We start from the raw sequence: 20,963 nt of genomic DNA, 5'->3' as shown, positions 1-20,963 counted from the left end.
GGTAGGGACGATGTCCGAGTGGATTGCAACGTCGCGTCTGAGTTTGTCCTTTGGGGAGATTGCGGTTAAACCATGCACAACCTTATTTTTTGGAACCGTGGATCGGGGAAAGCGGAGCAGGTTGAAATGCTTCAGCAAGCGTTGTCGGCGAACTCGGACACTTGGATCGAAATGAGTCGCGACATCGATATGGCGCAAATGATTCAGACTGGGTTACAGCGCGGATGCCAAAACGTGATTGCTGCCGGCGGCGACGGAACCATCAATGCCATCGTCAACGCGATGATGAAGATCGACGAGGTGCGTCGTCCCAATTTGGCCGTCTTTCCATTGGGGACGGCGAACGATTTTGCCGGCACCTTGGCCATCCCCGACGATCTGAATCAAGCGGTGGAGGTATTTCGCGAAAGCCAACCGATCGCGGTCGATGTGGTGCGCATCCATGGGAGTGGGGTTGAACGTTATTACGCCAACGTCGCCGCAGGAGGAAACTGCGTCCGCGTTTCCGAAGAGTTGACGGATGAATTGAAAACACGCTGGGGCGCGTTTAGCTATGTACGAGGAGCGGTGGGGGTCTTGGCCGATATGAACAGCTATCGCATCACCGCCGAGATCGATGGAGAACGGCTTGATGGTTTTGACAGTTGGGCCGTGCTCGTTGCCAATGGGAAAACGAATGCGGGACGGATTCAGGTGGCACCACAGGCCTCTCCCGTCGATGGCTTGATCGACGTTGTGTTGATTCGCGATGGCGATCTGATGGACATGGTCGAAGTGGTGACCGGTAACCTGTTGGGAAACTTTCTCGAATGTGAACAAGTCGTTTTTCGTAAAGCAAAACGACTGCGAATCCAATCGGATCCCCCGATGCGATTTACACTCGACGGCGAAGTCATCGACGAGGAACCAGTCGCTTTCGAAGCGGTGCCGGGGGCGATCCGAATGTTCGTGGGTCAGGACTTCGCACGCGAGTGAGGCGGGCAAGCGTCTCACTCCGTTGAATGGAGGGTGGTTTGCGTCCCCATTGTGGGCACAGGTGTCGCTAATGAGCATGTCAACTCGACTGCTGGACATTGGCACGCGTTGCTCGCTAAGACACCGCATTGGTTTCTTTTCGATCAAGGCGGCGTCTGGCAGTATCCTTTTTTTGCGTGATTGGTGATGATCACGGATCACCGCTGTATCGAGTCGATGCGGCGGTGGCCGAGTTACCGCCGCCGTGCGATTGATTTGGAAAAGTGCCCCTAATGCTTCAGTTCTTTCTCAGCCAAGCGAACCTTGGATTCCATCCGCGGGATGGAAAAGAATTGACGCGTCAAGACGCTGGAATTGTTGACGGCGTACGGTTTGCCAAGTAGTGTTCGGCAATTGCGGGTGGCGATCCACCGCGGGGTGTCCCATACCCTCATACCCGCGATCGATGTGCACCGCGAGGCGATAGGCAATGGGGAAAATGACGTGACCACCGAAGTGTTGAAAGCGACCAACGACAACGAGATCCAAGCTGCTGGGGTGCTGCGGATGACTCGCCGGAAGCGGCAAGATCTAATCCGGGCGTTCCGCATCGTTCTAGAAAGTAATATGGCGATCCACGCATGAGGAAACGATGAGTTTATTGAATCAGTCACAGCGAGCCCAGTTTTCCGACGCCCTGACCCGCGTCGGTGGCGATGAGGAGATTTTAATAGCGCTCGCCGAGATGGCCGCTGAGGATGCACCTCCGATGTTGGATCAGTTGCAAGGCCAAGTACAAGCCGAGCAGTGGGGCGCGGTCGCGCAGACGGCGCATGCGTTGAAGGGGTTGCTCAGTGCATTTGAGACGGGGCCACCGGTTGAGGAATTGCAACCGTTGATCGACGCGGCGAGATCGAGTCAGGGTGAGGCCGCTCATGCGGTGTTCGGAGATTTAAGGCCGTCATTACAAAGCCTTGTCGGTCAGGTGCGACGGCTTACCGAATCAACGGAATCGCCTTCGGTCGATCGGCTTCGGAAGCTTTGAGTGACTCGATTCGTTTCACGGCCCGCGAGGGCGGGGTTGCGTGGCTGCGCGTCGATCCGACCGCATTTGTCCTCTCCCCCCGCATGCAGTTTTATTGCTTGAGTGGTTGAAGGTTTTGGGTCGCCGGCAAGCTTGTGAATTCAACGATTCACGTTGGCGAGGGAACAAAAACAGGATTGTTGGAATGTTTTAAATCGATTCAAATTTGTCGGGTTGATGGTTGGCGTCGTCGATTGCAAATGCATGTTGCGGATCGACTCAGCCGCACATCCGGCGTTGATTGTGCACGTTATTTTCTTATCTCGGGAACAGGACGCGATGAGCTTATTCGCGGCTTTGATCCCATTCGCTTCGCATCAAACTTAGCATCGCCAAGGGACTCACGATGTCCGATTCATTGCGTCATTCGTTGCCTGTGATCGAGAGTTTGCCGATTCCACTGGAACGAGATGTGTTTCTTCGTTCCTTGATTCGCGAGTTGTCTGGAACCCTGCAAGATGTCGTGGGGCTTGATGAAGCTGCGGGGTTCATCAGCATCGTCGGTCAAAGAGTGGGTGACCAAATCAATGACGATTATCGCAGCGCATTGCAAGTCAACCAGCTCGATCGTCAGCAGGTTGCGGACGTGTTAGTCGATCTGAAACGCAGAATCCAAGGCGACTTCTACGTGGTCGAACAGGACGACGAAAAAATCGTGCTGAAGAACCGTGCCTGTCCGTTCGGGGAAAAGGTGATTGGCCGCCCGTCGCTTTGCATGATGACGTCCAACGTGTTTGGAGTGATCGCTGCCGAAAACTTGGGGTATGCTAAGGTGGTTATTGAAGAAGCCATCGCGCGTGGCGATCGTGGTTGCACGATCGTGGTTCATTTGCGGCCGACCGAGACTGCGTTGGCGGCGGACGGTCGTGAATACCTACAAGGTTAGAGATAGGCAATGATGTCACCCGACGGGTTTGTTTCGCTTGCCAATCGATTCTCCGAAGCTGCGTTGTTGGTGTCGGGCGACGGGATCGTGCTGGCCGCCAACCGTTCATTTCACGACTTTCAACTTGCCTCTCCACCGCTACCGGGTTGCCATCTATCGGCATTGGCGACCACGCCCGAAAGGGACGTCCGAAGCTACCTTCGCGACTGTGCACGCAACCGCGATCCGGTTGTCGGCGCCCTCACGTTCAAGACGTTGCAGGGCGAAGAGATTGTATTCCGATGCGATGGAAGCATTCTTCATCACGAGGAAGATCGCCGTGCATCGCAATTGATGATCAAGTTGGTGCCACGCGATCGGTCCAGCACGCAGTTCGCGGTGCTGACTCAGAAAATTGCAGATCTCAACGAAGAGATGCGTCGCCGTAAACAGTTACAGTCCGACTTGTTGGCACAAAGTGAGTCGTTGAGAGTCACGTTGTCGAGCATTGGTGACGGGGTGATCGTTTCGGACACCAACGGGTTGGTGACCTTTATGAACCCCGTCGCAGAGACGTTGACCGGTTGGCGTCAATCCGAAGCGGTCGGTCAGCCGGTTACGAATGTTTTCCAAATTGTGGACGAAGCGAGTCGCCAGCCCGAAGAGGACCCCAGCTCCCGAGCGATCCGCGAAGGTGCGATCGTCGAGCTTGCCAATCGGAGTGTCTTGATTAGCAAAGACTTAACCGAGCGACCGATCGATGACAGTGCCGCTCCGATCCACGATCGCGAGGGGCATGTTTTAGGAGTCGTGCTTGTTTTTCGTGATGTTTCTCAGCGGCGAGCGGCTGAGATTGAGCAGGGGCGTTTGGCGGCGCTGGTCGACTCGTCGGATGATGCTATTCTTGGATTTACATTCAAAGGAGTCATTACCGACTGGAACGCTGGAGCGGAAAAGTTGTTCGGATTCTCCGCCGAAGAAACGGTGGGCCAATCGATGTTGTCCAGCATTGTGCCGGAGGAAGAGAAGACGTCGTTTTTAGAGACCCTCCGACGCGTTGAACTTGGCGATCGAATTGAACCGTTTGAAACCGTTCGTTTACGAAAGAATGGCCAATTGGTGCCGGTCGCGATCCGGGTTTCTCCCATTCTCGATAGCGCGAAGCGAGTGGTGGGAGCTTCGGCGATCGACCGCGATATTTCGAAGCAAAAAACATTCGACTTGAGACGCAATGCGCTTTTGGCGGTGACCCAAGTGATCGCTTCGGAAAAGAATGCCGAGCAAGCGATCCAAGAAATCTTAGCGGTGCTCGGTTCGGTTTTGAATTGGGATGCCGTCTTTTTTTGGCAAGTCGAGTCGGACCGAGATCAATTGCGTCTCGTGCAAGCGTGGCATGCGCGTCCATCGGACTCGGTGACTCGGTTGGTTGATTCGCTTTCGGTAACATGCCAGCATGGCGAAGGGCTTTGCGGCCACGTTTGGCAAAGCCAACAACCGCAGTGGATTCCCGACGTCGTAGAGGACCCGCGTTTTGGACGCGATCCGACAACAACTCAGAACGGCTGGCACACCGCGTTCGCCTATCCGATTGGAATGGGGGAGGCCTCCTTTGGTGTGATCGAGTTGTACAGTTCCGAGGTGCGTCCGCGTGATCAAGATTTGATCGAGATGATGGGGACGGTGGCTTCCCAATTAGTCCAGTTCCTCGAGCGATGTCACGCCGAGAACAAACTTCGCCTCAGTCGGCAGGAGTTGAGAGAAAGCGAAGAGCGGCTGCGGCTCGCGCTCGATGCCGGGCGCATGGGCAGCTGGGAATGGAATATTGCAAGTGGGAACGTGATTTGGTCCTCCACCTTAGAAAAAATCCATGGGCTCGCCGAAGGCAGTTTTGAAAGATCGTTCGAGGCTTATCAACGGGATATTCATCCGCAGGATCGGGAACGGGTTTTGGCGTCCATCCAAGAGACGGTTCAGCAAGGGCAGATCCATCATCTTGAGTACCGGATTGTGTGGCCCGACGCTAGCGTTCATTGGCTTGAGTCGCGAGGGCGACTGTTCCGCGACGAGGATGGCCATCCGATCCGCATGATCGGCATTTGTTCCGACATCACCGAGCAAAAGCATTTGGAGCAGACGTTGCGATTTTTGGCCGAGTCGAGCCGGTCATTGTCGACGTTGGTCGATTACAGGTCGACGTTACAGAAAATCGCAGCCCTCTCGGTGCCCCATTTTGCCGACTGGTGTGCGGTGGATATGCTCCAACCCGATGGGACGATACAGCGAGTAGCGGTGGCGCACGTCGATCCAGAAAAGGTCCGTCTAGCCGATGAGCTGTATCGACGTTACCCGCCCAGCCCGAATGCCGCGCATGGAGTCATGAAGGTGTTTCGTACGGGCGAACCCGAGTTGGCGACGGAGATTCCTGATTCGCTGTTGGAAAGGGTGGCGCAGGACGAAGAGCACTTGGCAATGATGAGACAGCTTTCATTGACCTCGTACATGTGCGTGCCGTTGCGAGTGAAAGACAAAGTGCTAGGGGGCCTCACCTTTGTGGGGGCGGAGTCGGGGCGTCGCTATAACGAAACCGACTTGGCCATGGCCACCGACCTTGCCCAACGTGCGGCAATTGCGATTCAGAACGCGCTGCTATACCAACAGGTACGCGAGGCCGACCGTCGTAAAGATGAGTTTTTAGCCATGCTCGCACACGAGCTGCGAAATCCGTTGGCGCCGATTCGCAGTGGCCTCGATCTGTTGGCGATGGAATCCGGCGGCCACCGAGAGATCGTCGAGTTGATGCAGGACCAAGTGGAGCATGTCGTGCGATTGGTCGACGATCTGTTGGACGTCTCGAGAATCATGCGTGGCAAAGTGGAGCTTCGCAAAGAATCCGTCCCGTTGGCGGATCTCGTCAAACGCTCGGTGAACGCGGTACAGTCGACCGTGGACAGCCGCCAACAACAGCTCACGGTCCATCTGGAGAGCGACTCGATGTACCTAAACGCCGATCCGGTGCGAATCGTTCAAGTGCTCCAAAACTTATTGACAAATGCTTCGAAGTACATGGACGCGGGAGGCAAGATTGAACTGACCGTCGAACGTCGCAACGAGATGGCGGTGATCACCGTGCGGGATACCGGGGTGGGGATCGAGGAAGAGCTTTTACCGCAGGTGTTCGATCTGTTTACCCAGTCATCCCGATCGCTCGATCGAGCTCAAGGTGGGCTGGGGATTGGATTGACGCTAGTGCAACGGTTGGTCGAAATGCATGGCGGCACGGTCTCGGCACATAGTGACGGGCTCGGTCACGGCAGCACGTTTGTGGTGTGTTTGCCGCTGGCCAACGCGGTTGACCAACCCTCCGCTGCACTGCCGGAGGACGCCCAAGTTCCCCCGCATCGCATCTGCGTTGTGGACGACAACCGATCAGCGGCCTGGTTGCTCAAAGCATTGCTGATGAAAGTGGGGGAACATGAGGTCGAGACGGCGGCGGATGGGGCAACGTTGCTCGCGAAGATCCATGATTTCAAGCCGCAAGTGGTGTTCCTCGATATTGGGTTGCCAGGCATGGATGGCCATCAAGTCGCCCGAGAGATCCGCCGGCAAGCCGAATTTGACGATGTGTTGCTGGTTGCCTTGACGGGCTATGGTCAAGAGGAAGACCGCAGGAACTCGCGTGCCGCGGGCTTTGATTTGCACTTGGTCAAGCCGCCGTCGGTGGCCCAAATCAAAAGTGTTTTTTCGCATCCCAAGCTGACGGCCCGATTCGCAGAAAATCCAGAGCGGCCGCTCCCTCATCGCACCGCGAACGGCGGCAGCGGAGAAACACAGCGGAGTGAGGAGTGAGGAGTGAGGAGTGAGGAGTGAGGAGTGGTCCGCATAAACGAAGAGTTCTGCCAGCACTGGCACACCACTTGCATACATATTGATTCCAGTGGCAAGTGAAGTTCACAGCCACGTTGGACTATTGAAACACAAGGGGATTGCCATGTTAGGCTGGGCGTTAACTTTTCTTGTCATCGCGTTGATTGCTGCGGTACTTGGTTTTGGAGTCGTTGCGGGAACTGCAGCGAGCATCGCAAAAGTTTTGTTCGTCGTCTTTTTGGTATTGTTTCTCGTTAGTTTGGTCATGGGCCGACGCGGCCCGATCGCCTAACGCAACGTACCCATCGACGTGCGTACCGATAACGCGGTGTTGCGCAACCTGAGCCCCGCGACGATACCCCGCGACTTGATACCCCGCGACTTGATACCCCGCGACTTGATACCCCGCGACTTGATACCCCGCGACTTGATACAAAGTGAAACTCCATGGCGGGTGAGCTTCGTGAGCTGGTAGACCAATTTCGCATCGCCGATGCCCTCGACATCGGCATTGTGACGATGGTGATGTATGTCTTGTTGGTTTGGTTGTGCAACCGTGCGACCCAATCGGTAGGCTTGGTTTTTTTGCTCATCGTCGCGATCTACTTGCTGGCGGGTTGGTTGGAGATGTACTTGACCACGATGATTTTCCAGTATGGAATCATCGGGGCCATCTTCGCCAGCATCGTGATCTTTCAGCAAGATATTCGGCACGGCATTGAACGGGTTTCTTCATCGCGATGGCTGCGGCAATCCAGCACGGAGGTCGTTTCGCAGCCGAGTCTCGATACGATTGTGAACTCCGTTGCGATGTTGGCGAGCCAAGAGGTCGGCGCCTTGATCGTGTTTCCCGGCCGCGAACCACTGGGGCCTCATGTCCGCGGCGGGGTGCGGGTGGATGCGGAAATTAGTGAACCGCTTCTGCTGAGCATCTTTCACCCCGAATCGCCCGGTCACGACGGCGCCGTATTGATCGAGCAACAACGGATTGGGCAACTCAGTTTGCACCTGCCGCTATCATCCAATTTGATGAAAGTTCAAGGTGGAGGGACGCGTCACGCTGCCGCGTTGGGATTGTCCGAGTGTTGTGATGCACTCGTCGTGGTGGTGTCGGAGGAGCGGGGAACGATCACGATGGCTCACAATGGAGTGTTGGAGGAAGTTGATCCGGAGACACTCGGGAATCGATTGAAGACGTTCTTGGCAAATCAAACCGTCTCGCGCGAAGCCCATCCAGGAACGGCCTTAGATCGGCTGACGATCAAGTCGGCTTCGTTGACGCTCGCCGTGTTGCTGTGGTTTCTTTTCGCCTATCAAACCGCAACGGTCCAACGCACCGTGATGGTGCCGATCGAGTATCGGAATTTGTCGGAAAACTGGGTCGTCGATGAACCCAAAATGACCCATGCCGAAGTGACCCTCGTAGGCTCGGACAAAGCCTTCCAGCATCTCGATCTCTCGGCGATGACGGTGTCACTTGAATTGAAGGAGGTTCGCGAAGGCGTTCCGATGCGATTGCCAACCGAGAAAAGTTTGCAGCACGTGCCGAGTGAATTGACGGTGAATCGAGTTGAGCCGCACAGCGTCTACGTGGTCGTCCGCAAGAAGCAAGCGACGACGCCGTTGGAAATCGAGAGCGGCCGCGAGGTGGAACGATAGCGAGGTTGAACGATAGCGGGTGTTCGTCACGCGGAATTTGCTAACGCATTGACCTCGTGGATGAAGGAATCGATCGCGAGTTTGCAGTCGCTCCAAAGCACCTTCGCCCGATCGCCATCGCCCGAACGCAATACGCTGATGACGTTTCGCAGCTCGATGACCGGGGAGCCTACTTCAAAGGTGCTTAGCATCCCTTGCAAGGCATGTCCGGTGGCGACGGCCTCGAGAAACCGGTTTTCAAGCAATTGGCGATCCAGCTCGATTTGAAGCCGAGCCGCATCGTCGCTGACCAGCGACGCCAAGGTGACCAGCAGATTGCGGTCGCCTCCGATTCGTTTAATCGCTTCTTGGAAACGCTGCGTTTGTTCGATCGTCAGCATGGTGATCTCCACGAATAAGTAACGTAGGAAACGAGGGGTGGCGATGATCAGCCATGGCGGCGATTGTTACAGGAGAAATTTTCGGTTCCCGGCTTAAGCGGCTTGAATCGTTGCTAGAGGCATCTCAGGAACGCCACCAATGCGTCACTTTCTTGCTGGTTGAGTTTTAAGCTCAAAACGATGTTGAAGAAGGCGACGGTATCGTCGAGGGTTAGCAATCGACCGTCATGTAAATAGGGAGGTGAATCTTTGATGCCTCGTAGCGTGAATGTCTTGATCGCGCCGACGGCGACATCGTGATGGCCGTTGATGGTTTCAGGTTCGTAGAACTGGTCGACACGGAGATCGTGCATCTTGTCGTCGAGATAGAACGGAGCGGGGTGGCACTCGGCACAGCGGGCTTTTCCAAAGAACAAATCCTGTCCCCTCAGCTCTTGTTCGGTCGCTTTGGCCGGGATGAGTTTTCCGTAAATGTCAAGTTTGGGTGCGGGAGGAAAGTCCAACATATTTTGCATCTGAGCCATCATCGCCACTTGATCCGAGCGGTTCGGGAGATGCACGCCCTTCTTGGCTGCCGTGACATGATCGCCGTCGAAATACGCAGTTCGCTGTTCAAACTCCGTAAAGTCTTCGACGCTGCGTAGGGAGCGTTTGGATCCATGGATTTGTTGGTTGAACATTCCTCGTAGACTGACGGTGTCGATTCGAAATCGGTTCTGCTGGGGGCGAGTGTCGGGGTTCAGATGAAAGGTCGCGTTGCTGTGCCCGTTGACGTGACAATCAAAACAAGCCACTCCCAACGACGGTTCGGCGACCTTGCGATCGTCGGTTTGATTGAATTGTTGTTGCGGAAATGGGGTCAACAGCAATCGCATGCCTTCCATTTGAACCGGCGTGACCTTGCCTTTGAGCAAACCAAAGTAGTTCTTGATCGTGATCACTTCGCCACCGGACACATCCCCCAGATCGGGGCGATTGCTGAGGAACATGGGAGGCGGGTATTCGGGAGTGAGGTGATCGGGGAGATCAAAATCGACATCGAACCGGCTTAGGTCTCGATGTTCGGCTTGGTCAATCGCCGCGATTTGTCGCTGCGGAAATACCATGCCGCCGATGGCATGCTTGGCATGCGGCAGAGGGCGGAATCCCGCAGGGAAAATTCCTTTTTCGCGAACCCTCTCCGCTGTGGCTACGCTGAGTTGAGACCAGGACACCCCCTCGGGCAACTTAACGCGAACGCCCTGTTGTACCGCTTTCCGGCCTCCAGACATCATCACATCCGAAGGCGAATCGGCGAGGTCGTATCGCTGCTCGAGCAACGATTGATGTTTTGCCATTACCGCGGATTTCTCCGCTTTGTCTTTGGCAAGGATGACTTCGAAATCGGCCACGACCACGGGCATGTACGTTTCCGGTTGAGGCGCCTCCGTTTCTTGGGCGACGCCTGGGATTGCCATCGTGATGACTAGAAAGATTAGCGTTCCGCAGACACCTGTCGTTGCCGTTTTCATTATCGGTTCCCTTGTGGGGTTGCTTGGTGGAATCTCCGCTTCGAAAACCCGCACGGCGTGCCAGTGGGGAATAATCGATCGCGGGGTCGGTCGTGGACATTGCGGCAAGCATTGCAAGATTGCCGGTGGGGGTCGGCCGAGACAAAGGCTTGCCGAACAGCACCCGTAAAGAGCCTCGCCAGTGAAAAAACTCGCCAGTGAAGAACCTCGCGAATGAAAAAAAGTCGCCATACAGCACCGTGTGCGACGCTGTATGGCGTCAACGACCGTTGGGTGAAATGGGCGCGTTGTCTACTTTTTCTCCCGTTCCACGTCGATGTCTACTCCATTGCGATTGACGTCCACATCAACGCCTCGTAAACGATTGCGGTTTTTCCGATTCCGCTCGACGCCATACCGTTGATTCAGTTCGCGAACGAAGTTCTTGTCGGCCATGTTGGGCCAATGGTCTTCGTCGAAGCCTTGGGCTCCTTCGAGTTGTTTCTGGGTGACATTGAGGACCAACACGTAGTCATCCAAGTCGTCAGGATCATCGGGATCGGGCTGCACTTGAAAAGCTTCGAAGGGGACCGCGAACAGCTTGTTACCGATACCGATGATGCCGCCGTAGGTGACGGCCGCGTAGCGTACTTTGCCACTGGAGCTATCAATGACGAGGTCATTGATTTCGCCCACGCTTTCGCCTTGGTCGTTTTGGATGTTCATGCCAATCAATTGACTAACACGAATGTTTGCGCCTGATGTTTTTTCGTCCAACTTGCCCGCGTTTGGACCACGCGTCTTGTCCCGAACGGGGTTTGTCGTGTCCTGGGCGGTGGCATTCACGGTCATCATGCCGATTGCAAAGGCCATCGTTACCGCTGTCAAAGAGTTGCGTTTCATGAGAATGTTCCTTGATGTGTGGATCGGACTCGGTCGCCGCAATCGTTCTGCAGTCTGACGAGCCCTTAAGCCTTCTTTGATTTGCATTTCGTATGCCAATTGCAATTCATTTTGTGATCCAACGCGACTCATCGATTCCCGGTTTGGTACCGCGTCGTGCGGTGGCGAACGCGAGTTAGCGTTGCCCCATCGAGTCGCCCTTGCGGGCTGAGTGGGGGCTGTCCGAGTAAAGAGGTCTCGAATCTGCTTGGCGGCGACTCTGATTCCAATGAAACCCGATTGGAATAGACACCGAATGGAAACGGACGACACGCAATCGCAGCGGGAATTGCGTTGAGCGGACGGTATCGTGAGCGGAGCGTTACTGCAAAGGTCGAGGAGGCTTCGATTGCGAGTCGCGTTCTAATTGTTCTTCGCCCTCCGCCGGTTTGTTGAATTCGGATTGCCGGGTCGCGGTTCGTTTACGGACATGTCTCGCAATGCGTCGTTCGATTCCACCGACCAAGGTGAGAACAAGAACAGCCAAGATGGAGATGCTGACCGCAAAGATCAGCTGTCCAACGGCGACGGCAATGCCGATGCCGGCTGTTAATAGAATCGAAGCGGCGGTGGTCAGCCCTTCGACACGTTTGTCCTGGTGGTGGATGATCGTGCCCGCACCGAGGAAGCTGATGCCCACGACGATCGCTTGGATGATCCGGATCGGGTCAGCGCTCAAACCACCGCGATCTTCCTGTTGAAATTGATCGAGGACGCCATCGCCCAATAGCATCAACATGGCCGACGCGGCGCCAACGAAGATATGGGTCCGCAATCCGGCAGGCTTATCGGCGAATTCACGTTCAAAGCCAACGATCGCACCGAGCGCACCGGCGATCGCGACGATTCCGATTTGCTGAAGTTGATCTTGCATGGCGTGTCGGCGATCGCGCGCCGGTTCCAAGGTGAATTCGCTCGACTCAGGCTGCTGACGTTGGAAACAGAAGGGGGGGATCCCCAGGGAGGCACCGTGACCATGCTTGGACGTGACCATGCGTGTACGATGCAACGCTCGGCATTCAACAACCCTCTAAAGGACGCAACTAGTACGCAACTGCTGTGCCATGACCTGCACGCCTGCGATTTATTTGTGGGTGAATTGGTAAACCATTTGAGTCAACCTTTCAACGTTGATGGGTTTACTCAGGTAGTCGTTGCAACCGCTATCGATACAGCGAGTCATGTCGCCTTGCATCGCGTCCGCGGTCAAGGCGATGATGGGGCCACTGAATCCAAGTTTGCGAAGCTGCTCGGCGGTTTGATATCCATCGAGTCTTGGCATTTGCATATCGAGCAGAATCAGATCGTAAGATCGGCCTTGGCTGATCATCGTTTCCACCATCCGGATCGCGACTTCACCGTCTTCGGCTTCATCGACTTTAGCCCCTGCTTTTTTAAGCAGCGACTTACTGAGGAAGCGGATGTCACGACGATCATCGACTACCAAAACGTGGCAATCCAAGGCCACCGATTCCGCAGGCGTCGCATTGGGAGGCGGCTGGGTCGTCAATTGCGGATGGATCTTTTGCACCCCGGCAATGTCGCCGGTCGCGATCGTTACGGTGAACGTGCTGCCTTTGCCCAGTTCGCTCTTGACGGAAATTTCACCCCCTAACATCTCGGTCAAACGTTTGCTGATCGCCAGCCCGAGTCCGGTGCCTCCGAACTCGCGATTGACGTTGCCGTCGCCCTGTGAGAACGGTTGGAACAATCGCTGTTGTTGTTGCTGGCTGATGCCGATGCCCGAGTCAACAATTTCGATTCGCAACCAGCCCGCGTCTGTTGGTTCATCGACGTAATGCACGATGATTTTTACCGTTCCTGCGGGGGTGAACTTGATCGCATTTCCGACGAGATTGATCAGGATTTGTTTCAGACGTTTGGGGTCGGAGATGATTTCGGCGGGGATTTTGCCGCGATATTCGACTTCAAGTTCCAAATTGCTTTCCGCCGCACGCACTTCCATGATCGAGCGAACATCTTCGACCAAGTGGTTGGGGGCGAATCGTTGTTGGCTGATTTCAAACTTGCCAGCTTCGATTTTTGACAAATCGAGAATGTCGTTAATGATATCGAGCAGGAATCCGCCGTTGCGTCGGATGGTGCGCACGTGTGCGAGCGTTTCGTCGTCGTTGACCTTTTCGGCGATCAAATCGGCATAGCCTAAGATCGCCGTCATCGGCGTGCGAATTTCGTGACTCATGTTCGCCAAAAAGGCACTCTTGGATTCGTTGGCGGCGACGGCTTGGAGCCGAGCCTCCTTGAGCGACTGTTCAAACTCATGTTGATTGGTAATGTCTAACAACGTGCCGATGATTTGCGACGGGCGTTTGTTTCCCTCATTGTCTTTAATCCATAACGTCTTGGTTTGCAGACGTACCCAGCGGAGTTTCCCGTCCCGGCGAATGATGCGTAGATCAAGCGGTGTCAGCGGTTGACGGCGAGTTTGGGTGGCTTGTTGGAAATGGTTTTGATAGGCGGAGACGTCTTCGGGATAAACAAACGAGGGCGTCTGACTCGGTTCGAGTTTGAATGCGTGATCCGCGGGGTAGCCGACGATTCGCTTGAATTCGGGAGAGAATAACACTTTCTGAGTGCGTAAATCGACGTGCAACATGCCAAACCCGGCGGACTTCGCCGCAACACTTAAACGTTGAGCACTGAGCCGGATTTCGCGTTCGTTGTGTTTTCGTTCGGTGATATCCACGCCGCTGGGCACCACGAACATGACCTCGCCTTTTTCATTGCGTGCCGGTGCGATGCGGAATTGAACGGTCCGTTTCGAGTTGTCGGCGACCGAGTAATCCAGTTCCATTTCGAGGGTTTCGCCAGCGACAGCACGCTGGAACGATTCGCGAATCGAGTTCCGTACCTTCGCGGATCGACGCCACCAGGGACCCTCCCAGAATTTCTTGCCAATGACTTGATCGCGAGTGTAACCACATCCCGTGGTGGCCGCTTCGTTGACCTCGCTCACGTTACCATCCAGGTCAATGACTCCGACAAAGATCAGGGTTACATCGAAGATGCCCTGTAGTTTCGTATTGCTGCTTTCGTAATTTTCGAGTGCCGATTTGATTGCTTCTTCCGATTCACGTCGCGTCGTGATGTCCAACTCGATGCCAATCATTTGCAGCGGTGATTGGCTGTCTTTGAGCGAAAGGTGTGCTAGCGACATCACCCATCGATAGGCTTTGGAAGAACGACGAATGCGGTACTCGCATCGGTAGGGTGTGCCTTTTTCCAGGCTGTCTCGCAATGCTTGTTCGACATGGTGTTGATCATCGGGATGAACCAGATCAAGGAATGCGTCAAGGCCGCCGATTGGTTTAGCCGACTCCAATCCCGAGTATTCACTTAGCTCACCGGCCCGATAGAACTCATCCGCGTGGACGTGCCATTGCCATAGTTTTAGCTCCGCAGCGCTGAGTGCTAATCGCAATCGTTCTTCGCTGGCGAGAATTCGTCGCTCGGATTCCTTTTTGTCAGTCGTGTCCCAATTGAGACCATGCATCCGGGTGATGTCGCCTTGTTCGTTGCAGATGATGGTACCGACCGCGGCCAACCAGATCACGTCGCCGTTGGGGCGAATGATCCGGAATTCGGTTTCATAGTTTTCGCCCTTTTCGGTGGCAGCCGACCAGATCGATCGGAGCGCGGGAGCGTCATCAGGGTGGACGCTGCGAAAGAATAAATCCGACGAGGGGTTTTCCTGGCGAGGTATCCCCAGCAATTCAAAGAGCGAGTTTTCCCAAATGCTCTTCTCTGGGGTCCATTCCCAGGCGGCCATGTTGCCGGCCTTGAGTGCCATCGACATCCGTCGCTCGCTGTCAATGAGACGCATCTGCGCTGCGTAGCGATCACTGATATCAACGCCCGAGGGAATCAGGTATTCGATATTACCGTGCGCATCATAAGCCGGTGCCATCATGAAATCGATCATTAAGGGCGCCCCCTGTTTCGAGAACAACCCAACGTCGAAACGCACCGTCTCGCCCGCAAACCCACGCTCCATGGCGTCACGCATTTGATTCGCCACCGAGTCATCGTAAGTCCACCACGCACACTCGGCGAAATGTTTACCGATCACATCGTCACGTGAAAGCCCCGCGATACTCATCGAACGATCGTCGACTTCCAACAGTTTTCCATCGGGTCCGATGACGCCGACAAGTCCCAATTGATTGTTGATGACGCGGCGCAAATGAGCTTCGCGATCCGCCAATTCCAGTTCCCATCGCTTTTGCTCAGTGATGTCGCGGGAAACGGCGACGAGAAACTTGATTTGATCCGAGACCCCACGGACCGAGGTCACGATCACGTCCCACCACTTGGGCGTTCCGTTTGCAGTGGGACAGAACGCTTGGAAGTTCCCCGTCCCTCCCGCAAGCGTGTCGGTCAATGCTTGGCGTACGCTGGGATGGCTCTCAGTAGGCCACAACGATTCCCAGGGTTTGTCACGCCATGTTTCAAACTCCGAGATTTCAAACGACGCGATTCCTGCGGTATTCATCGTTAAAATGCGGCCCTCTAAATCGAGGACGTTGATACAGTCTGGACTGCTCTCAATGATCGTTCGATTGAATTCTTCGCTATCTCGCAATGCATCTTCGGCTCGGGCACGCTCGAGCCGAACATAAACACGCGATGCAAAATCTTGCAGGAATTCTTGTTCGTCTTCTTGCCAATGATGAGGTTCACTTTGGATTGCCGCCAAAACAAACTTCAAGCGTCTACCGCTGATATAGGTGGCCGCAAACAAGGCACCGATGTTGCATGCAGCGAAATGTTTCACCGATTCGGCGGGCCGCGTTTGACTTTGGCAGTCGTCGATGGCGATGGGGTGACCGCTCAGCAGTTCGATTCTCTCTTGATCATGATGGAAATCCGCAAGCGGATGACGCCCCATCATGCTGGGAAGATCGTTGTCGGCGGGATGTTCATAGAACACGTTGGCGGTTTCGTTTTGTTCGTCAATCTCGGCCAGCAAACAACGCGACAGTTGCAGGTAATTGACGATGCGTGAGCACGCTTCTCGAATGATCTCGTCCGCGGACAACGAGTTGACGAAGAACGATTGTAAATTGGCTAAAAACGCCAAGTTCAATTCACGTTGCTTTCGTTCCGTGATGTCGACGGCAAACCCGGTGATTCGCAATGCGTTGCCGTGTTTGTCGCGATCGACCACTCCATGAATCTGAGTCCAGATGACGCGCCCATCGGTTCCGCGAATACAGCGGACCTCGAATTCTTCGCGTTCGGATTTCGAATGAAGCACGGAATCAATGACTTGCTCGACAATCCCGTGATCCTCGGGATGGACAATTTCCACAAAGCCCGCGGGGGTCCCCTTGAATGCGTCTTTGTCATAGCCATACATCACGTGCAAGCGATCGGACCATGTGATTTGGTTTTTAGGAATGTCCCAAACCCAACTGCCCATGCGCCCCGCGTCCAGCGCCAATGAGAGCGTTCGCTCTCGTTGGATCAAGTCTAACTCCGATTTTTTTCGCTCGCTAACGTCACTGGCCACCGCCGTGATGCTTAGCGGTTTACCGTGTGCATCGCGATCGATTACTCCGCGACCGTAGGTCCAGATGACTTGCCGATTGTCCCCACGGTAGACGCGGAAATCCATTTCGAATTCTTCGCAGCTGCCGCTGAACATAGCGTCAATCCGACTTTGAACATAGTCGCGATCGTCGGGGTGGATGATCTGCAGAAATCCTGCGCACGTGGCTGTGAATTGATCCTTCGAATAACCCAACAACGCGTACAAGTGATCGGACCATGTGACACGATCTTCGGAAATGTTCCATTTCCACGAACCCAAACGGCCCGCGCGAAACGCCAGTTCGAGATCCTCGCGTTGATTGACCACGATCTGTTCGGCTTCCTTACGGTGCGTTACATCGAGAAACGTCACCACGCAACCGATCGTCTGGCCATCCCGGATCATCGGGTACGACCAATACTCAACATCAAACGGTGTTCCATCGGAGCGCCAGAAAATGTCATCGTCGATATGGACTTGGGCGCCGACTCGAAAGGCATCGTAGATATGGCATTCATCGTGCTCGCACGTCGTGCCATCACGTCGTGTGTGGTGGATCAACGAATGCATGTGTTTGCCTACGAGTTCATCCGGATCCGCATAGCCTAGAAGTTTGCCACACGATGCATTGGCGAACGTACAAACGCCTTCAGGGGTGATGCCGTAGATGCCTTCGGCGGTGGAGTTTAGGAGGGCAACAATCCGCTCATCGCGATCAAAGATGGTTTGCACAAATTGTTTGTGCTCGGTGATGTCACGAAGGTAGGCGGTAAAAAAAGGTGAACCATCACGCGATTTTGTCGCGTTGATTGCCAGTTCGACAGGGAAGATTTCGCCGTTGGATCGCTGCGCTGTCACTTCAACCCGACGGCCGATGATCGTCGATTCGCCCGATGCTAGGTAGCGGTTGAGTCCGCGGGTGTGCGCCTCACGCAGTTCCTCGGGAATGATGGCTTCGGCTAGTAATCGCCCTTTCACCTCGTGTTGTTTGTAACCAAAGGTGCTCTCGGCTGCGGGATTGAAATCGACGATCCGGCCATCGACGTCCATCGTGATGATCGAGTCGAGTGCCGAGGCTAGGATCGCAGACTTGCGAGCCTCTTCGTCACGTAAATTCGCATCGGCTTGGGTGTGCCGAATGAACTGTCCTAATTCAATTCCCATCGATTGTAACATCGCCAGGAATGGTTGCTCGTATCTCCCTGGGTGTCGCGAGAAAATTTCAATCACGCCAAAGAAATCCGTTCCGACCACGATGGGCATCGCCATCGCTTGGGTCAGTCCCGCAGCAATAGCGTGAGTGCGAGAAAAATCGGTGTCCTCGGCCAGTTTTTCAATCGATTGCGCGGTTAACGATTGCCAGACACGGCCGGGTAGCCCCTGGCCTTTCGTAAACTCAAATTCTTGGTTTTGGACGGCGACTTGCTCCATCTTGGCGTCGTTTGGCCAAACCGAGGCGTCCGTGCATCGCAACGTTTGGTGCTGAGCGTCGGGAAGCCAAATGGCACAGATGTCGGCCCCCAGCGTTTCGCGAATCGCATTGAGCACTTTGGGGACCACGGTGTCAAACGATTTTGCTTCGGCGAGCAGTCGGATGACTTGGTGTTCCGTCGCCATGCGAATCGTTGACTGTTTTTGCAGCGTGATGTCGATGAAGGTCAAGATCATTCCATCGGCTTTGTCACCTCGCATGTACGGCAGCACGCGCCGCAGGAACCAGCGTCCGTCGTTCGTTTCGATCTCATCTTCGATTCGCACGTGGTCGCCCGAAAGATCCTCGGCGTCGGGGATCGCGGGCATCTTTAATGCGACATGCGAGATGTCACTCAGCGGTCGACCAATGTCGGTTGCAATCAACCGATAGATTTGAGCTGCAGCGGGAGAGTACCACAGGGTATTTTGGTTGTTGTCCAGACAAATCGTGGCAATTTGCGTGCTGCGGAACAAGTTCTCGAGGTCGCTATTGATATTGGCAATGGCGTCGCGGCTGGCGCGGATCTCTTCACGCGAAGTTTCTAATTCTTCGTTGGTCGAATGCAGCTCTTCGTTCATCGACAACAATTCTTCGTTGGACGACTTTAACTCCTCATTGGTGGCTTCGGTGTCCTGCATCATGCGCTCAAGATCGCTGCGAGTGGTCGCCAATTCATTTTCCATCTGCAGGATCAACGAATCGGTGTCGGGGTGAGCATGCGGCGTGAGTGCTTCGTGCCCATCACGTTGGATGGGTAAGCCGACATCGTGAAAAACGACCAAGAACAAGGGCTCGTCTTCACCCAAGCGAGGCATCGGTTGGACGGTCAACATCACTCGTTGCACTTGGTCGCCGTCATGCAGCGATAAATGATCGTGTTGGACTCGACGGCTGGTCCGTTTGGCTTCTGAAATCGCCGCACGCAAGCCAATTTGCAATCCACTTGCCGCCATTTTGACGATGTTGTTTTCAAATGGACCGGTGGTCAGATTCAGGTACTTTTTGATATTCGGCGACGACGTTAGCACTTGGCCGGATTCATTGATGACCGCCGTTTTCGGTGTGAATTCGTCGAGCGCGATCCGCTGCATCATCTCCGTCAAATCGACGGGGGTGCCGGGGATAGGGATGGCTTGTGATGACGTCGCGGCTCGCGGTTGGAATCCCGTCGGAGTTGCCGATCCAATCGCGGTCCCTTTGCGTTGCGAAATGCGCGACTTGACATCGATGGGGCGAAATAATTCACCATGCGAGACGATGCTTTCGCTAGGACCAAGAAGCAGATAACCCGCAGGACGCAAGGCATAATGAAACAGCGGGATTAGTTTTTTTTGCAGATGTGGTCCGAGATAAATCAACAGATTGCGACATGAAATCAGGTCGAGACGCGAGAACGGAGGGTCGCTGATCAAATTGTGTTGTGAAAATAGAACCAGCTCACGAAGCTCCTTCGTAACGTGGTATTGCTGGCCCTGTTTGACAAAAAAACGCTGCAATCGCTCGGGGCTGATGTGATCTTGGATCCCCAATGGGTACTTGCCATTGCGGGCAATCGCGAGGGAACGTTCATCAATGTCGGTGGCAAATACTTGGACCTCGGGCGGCGTGGGGATGTTGTCCATGACTTCGCGGCACAAGATCGCCATCGTGTAAGCTTCTGACCCGTTGGCGCAACCCGCAACCCAAATGCGCACCGGGTCATTGGAGTCCCGATTTTCGAATATGCTTGGCAATACCTGGTTGCGGAGAACCGCAAAGACTTCGGGGTCTCGAAAGAATGCGGTGACCCCAATCAACAAGTCTCGAAATAGAGCCTGGAGCTCGTTCTCGTTTTGTTGAAGATGGGCAAGATAGGCCTCTACCGAAGCGGTTTTCAGCATTTGCATTCGCCGCTGAATGCGGCGCTGCAGCGTACTGGATTTGTAATGCTGGAAATTATGCGAAGTTGCCTTCATCAACATTTCCGCGATCACCGGAATCGCGGCTTCAATCTGTTCTTGCAAGCGAACCGGAGAGGCGGATTCGACTTGGTCCCTCAGATGTCTGGCATAACGCAGTAGTTCTGCGGCAATCTCGCGGGGTGGCATCACATGATCCGCGACGCCCGCTGTTGCAGCACTCTGAGGCATCGCATCGTATTTGGCCGAGGCTTGGTCTTGAGCAAACGTCAAGCCTCCGCGGTCGCTGATCGCTTTAAGTCCCAGCGTTCCATCGCTGCCGGTGCCCGACAAAATGATGCCGAGCCCTCGGTCCCGTTGGTCTTCAGCGATCGAATGCAAGAAATGGTCGATCGTCGAAATGCGGCGAATTTTTTCGTCTGGATTCAGAATGCGTACCGAACCGCGGTGCAGTTCAAGCAACTTCTGCGCCGGGCAGACGTAAACCGTGTTGGTGGTCAACGCGATACCGTCGGTGATCTCAATCACGTCCATCGAAGTTGATTGTGATAACAGTTCGACCAACAACGATTGGCTATGCGGATCGAGATGTTGAACGAATACGATTGCCAACCCGGGGGTGTTTCCCAGCGCCGTCAATAGTTCTTGGAACGCTTCGAGTCCACCTGCCGAAGCTCCTACACCGACAATCAACGGCGAGGAATCGACGACGCGATCGTGTTGCGAATGATTGCCATGATTCATGCGTTTGTTCCTCGCTGGCGGGCACCTCGTGCCACTGCCGCGTTCGCTTCGGGTG

General features: G+C 54.7%; 12 protein-coding genes. 7 read left to right on the top strand and 5 right to left on the bottom strand.

Annotation, left to right across the window (positions count from 1 at the left end; translation table 11 throughout):
• Window positions 1–72 precede the first annotated feature (72 nt).
• The 7 genes from Pla52o_RS15640 (at window position 73) to Pla52o_RS15610 (ending at window position 8,426) form a co-directional block, all read left to right on the top strand.
• Window positions 73–975, top strand: a complete 903-nt coding sequence (locus tag Pla52o_RS15640) for a diacylglycerol/lipid kinase family protein (RefSeq protein WP_146595519.1) — start codon at window positions 73–75, stop codon at window positions 973–975.
• Window positions 976–1,392: 417 nt separating this feature from the next.
• Entirely contained in the window at window positions 1,393–1,599 is a 207-nt protein-coding gene (locus Pla52o_RS15635; RefSeq protein WP_146595518.1) for a hypothetical protein, read from the top strand.
• Window positions 1,600–1,606: 7 nt separating this feature from the next.
• Window positions 1,607–1,999, top strand: coding sequence for an Hpt domain-containing protein (locus tag Pla52o_RS15630; RefSeq protein WP_146595517.1), 393 nt, complete (start codon window positions 1,607–1,609; stop codon window positions 1,997–1,999).
• 385 nt (window positions 2,000–2,384) lie between these two features.
• On the top strand, window positions 2,385–2,924 hold the full coding sequence (locus Pla52o_RS15625; RefSeq protein WP_146595516.1) for a methanogen output domain 1-containing protein: 540 nt from the start codon (window positions 2,385–2,387) through the stop codon (window positions 2,922–2,924).
• 9 nt (window positions 2,925–2,933) lie between these two features.
• Window positions 2,934–6,749: a PAS domain S-box protein gene (locus tag Pla52o_RS15620; RefSeq protein ID WP_146595515.1), complete on the top strand. Its 3,816-nt coding sequence runs from the start codon at window positions 2,934–2,936 to the stop codon at window positions 6,747–6,749.
• A 142-nt stretch (window positions 6,750–6,891) separates the two neighbouring features.
• A complete protein-coding gene (locus Pla52o_RS15615) occupies window positions 6,892–7,059 on the top strand; it encodes a DUF1328 domain-containing protein (RefSeq protein ID WP_146595751.1) in 168 nt (55 codons plus the stop codon).
• 155 nt (window positions 7,060–7,214) lie between these two features.
• Window positions 7,215–8,426: a diadenylate cyclase gene (locus tag Pla52o_RS15610; protein WP_146595514.1), complete on the top strand. Its 1,212-nt coding sequence runs from the start codon at window positions 7,215–7,217 to the stop codon at window positions 8,424–8,426.
• Between the two features lie 26 nt (window positions 8,427–8,452).
• Here the strand turns inward: Pla52o_RS15610 and Pla52o_RS15605 are convergent, their stop codons facing one another.
• From Pla52o_RS15605 to Pla52o_RS26945, 5 genes are all read right to left on the bottom strand, one after another.
• Entirely contained in the window at window positions 8,453–8,806 is a 354-nt protein-coding gene (locus Pla52o_RS15605; RefSeq protein WP_146595513.1) for a hypothetical protein, read from the bottom strand.
• 113 nt (window positions 8,807–8,919) lie between these two features.
• Window positions 8,920–10,317: a cytochrome B6 gene (locus Pla52o_RS15600; protein WP_146595512.1), complete on the bottom strand. Its 1,398-nt coding sequence runs from the start codon at window positions 10,315–10,317 to the stop codon at window positions 8,920–8,922.
• Between the two features lie 291 nt (window positions 10,318–10,608).
• The gene (locus tag Pla52o_RS15595; protein WP_146595511.1) at window positions 10,609–11,199 is read right to left on the bottom strand and encodes a PRC-barrel domain-containing protein; all 591 of its coding nucleotides are present in this window, start codon (window positions 11,197–11,199) and stop codon (window positions 10,609–10,611) included.
• A 361-nt stretch (window positions 11,200–11,560) separates the two neighbouring features.
• On the bottom strand, window positions 11,561–12,247 hold the full coding sequence (locus Pla52o_RS15590; RefSeq protein WP_231612387.1) for an MgtC/SapB family protein: 687 nt from the start codon (window positions 12,245–12,247) through the stop codon (window positions 11,561–11,563).
• A gap of 75 nt (window positions 12,248–12,322) precedes the next feature.
• Window positions 12,323–20,908: a PAS domain S-box protein gene (locus Pla52o_RS26945; protein ID WP_197169270.1), complete on the bottom strand. Its 8,586-nt coding sequence runs from the start codon at window positions 20,906–20,908 to the stop codon at window positions 12,323–12,325.
• Window positions 20,909–20,963: the final 55 nt, after the last annotated feature.

The organism is Novipirellula galeiformis (genome assembly GCF_007860095.1).
GTDB classification, from domain to species: Bacteria; Planctomycetota; Planctomycetia; order Pirellulales; family Pirellulaceae; genus Novipirellula; species Novipirellula galeiformis.
Note: the sequence above shows the minus strand (reverse complement) of the source record. Positions and strands in the feature narration are given on the sequence as shown.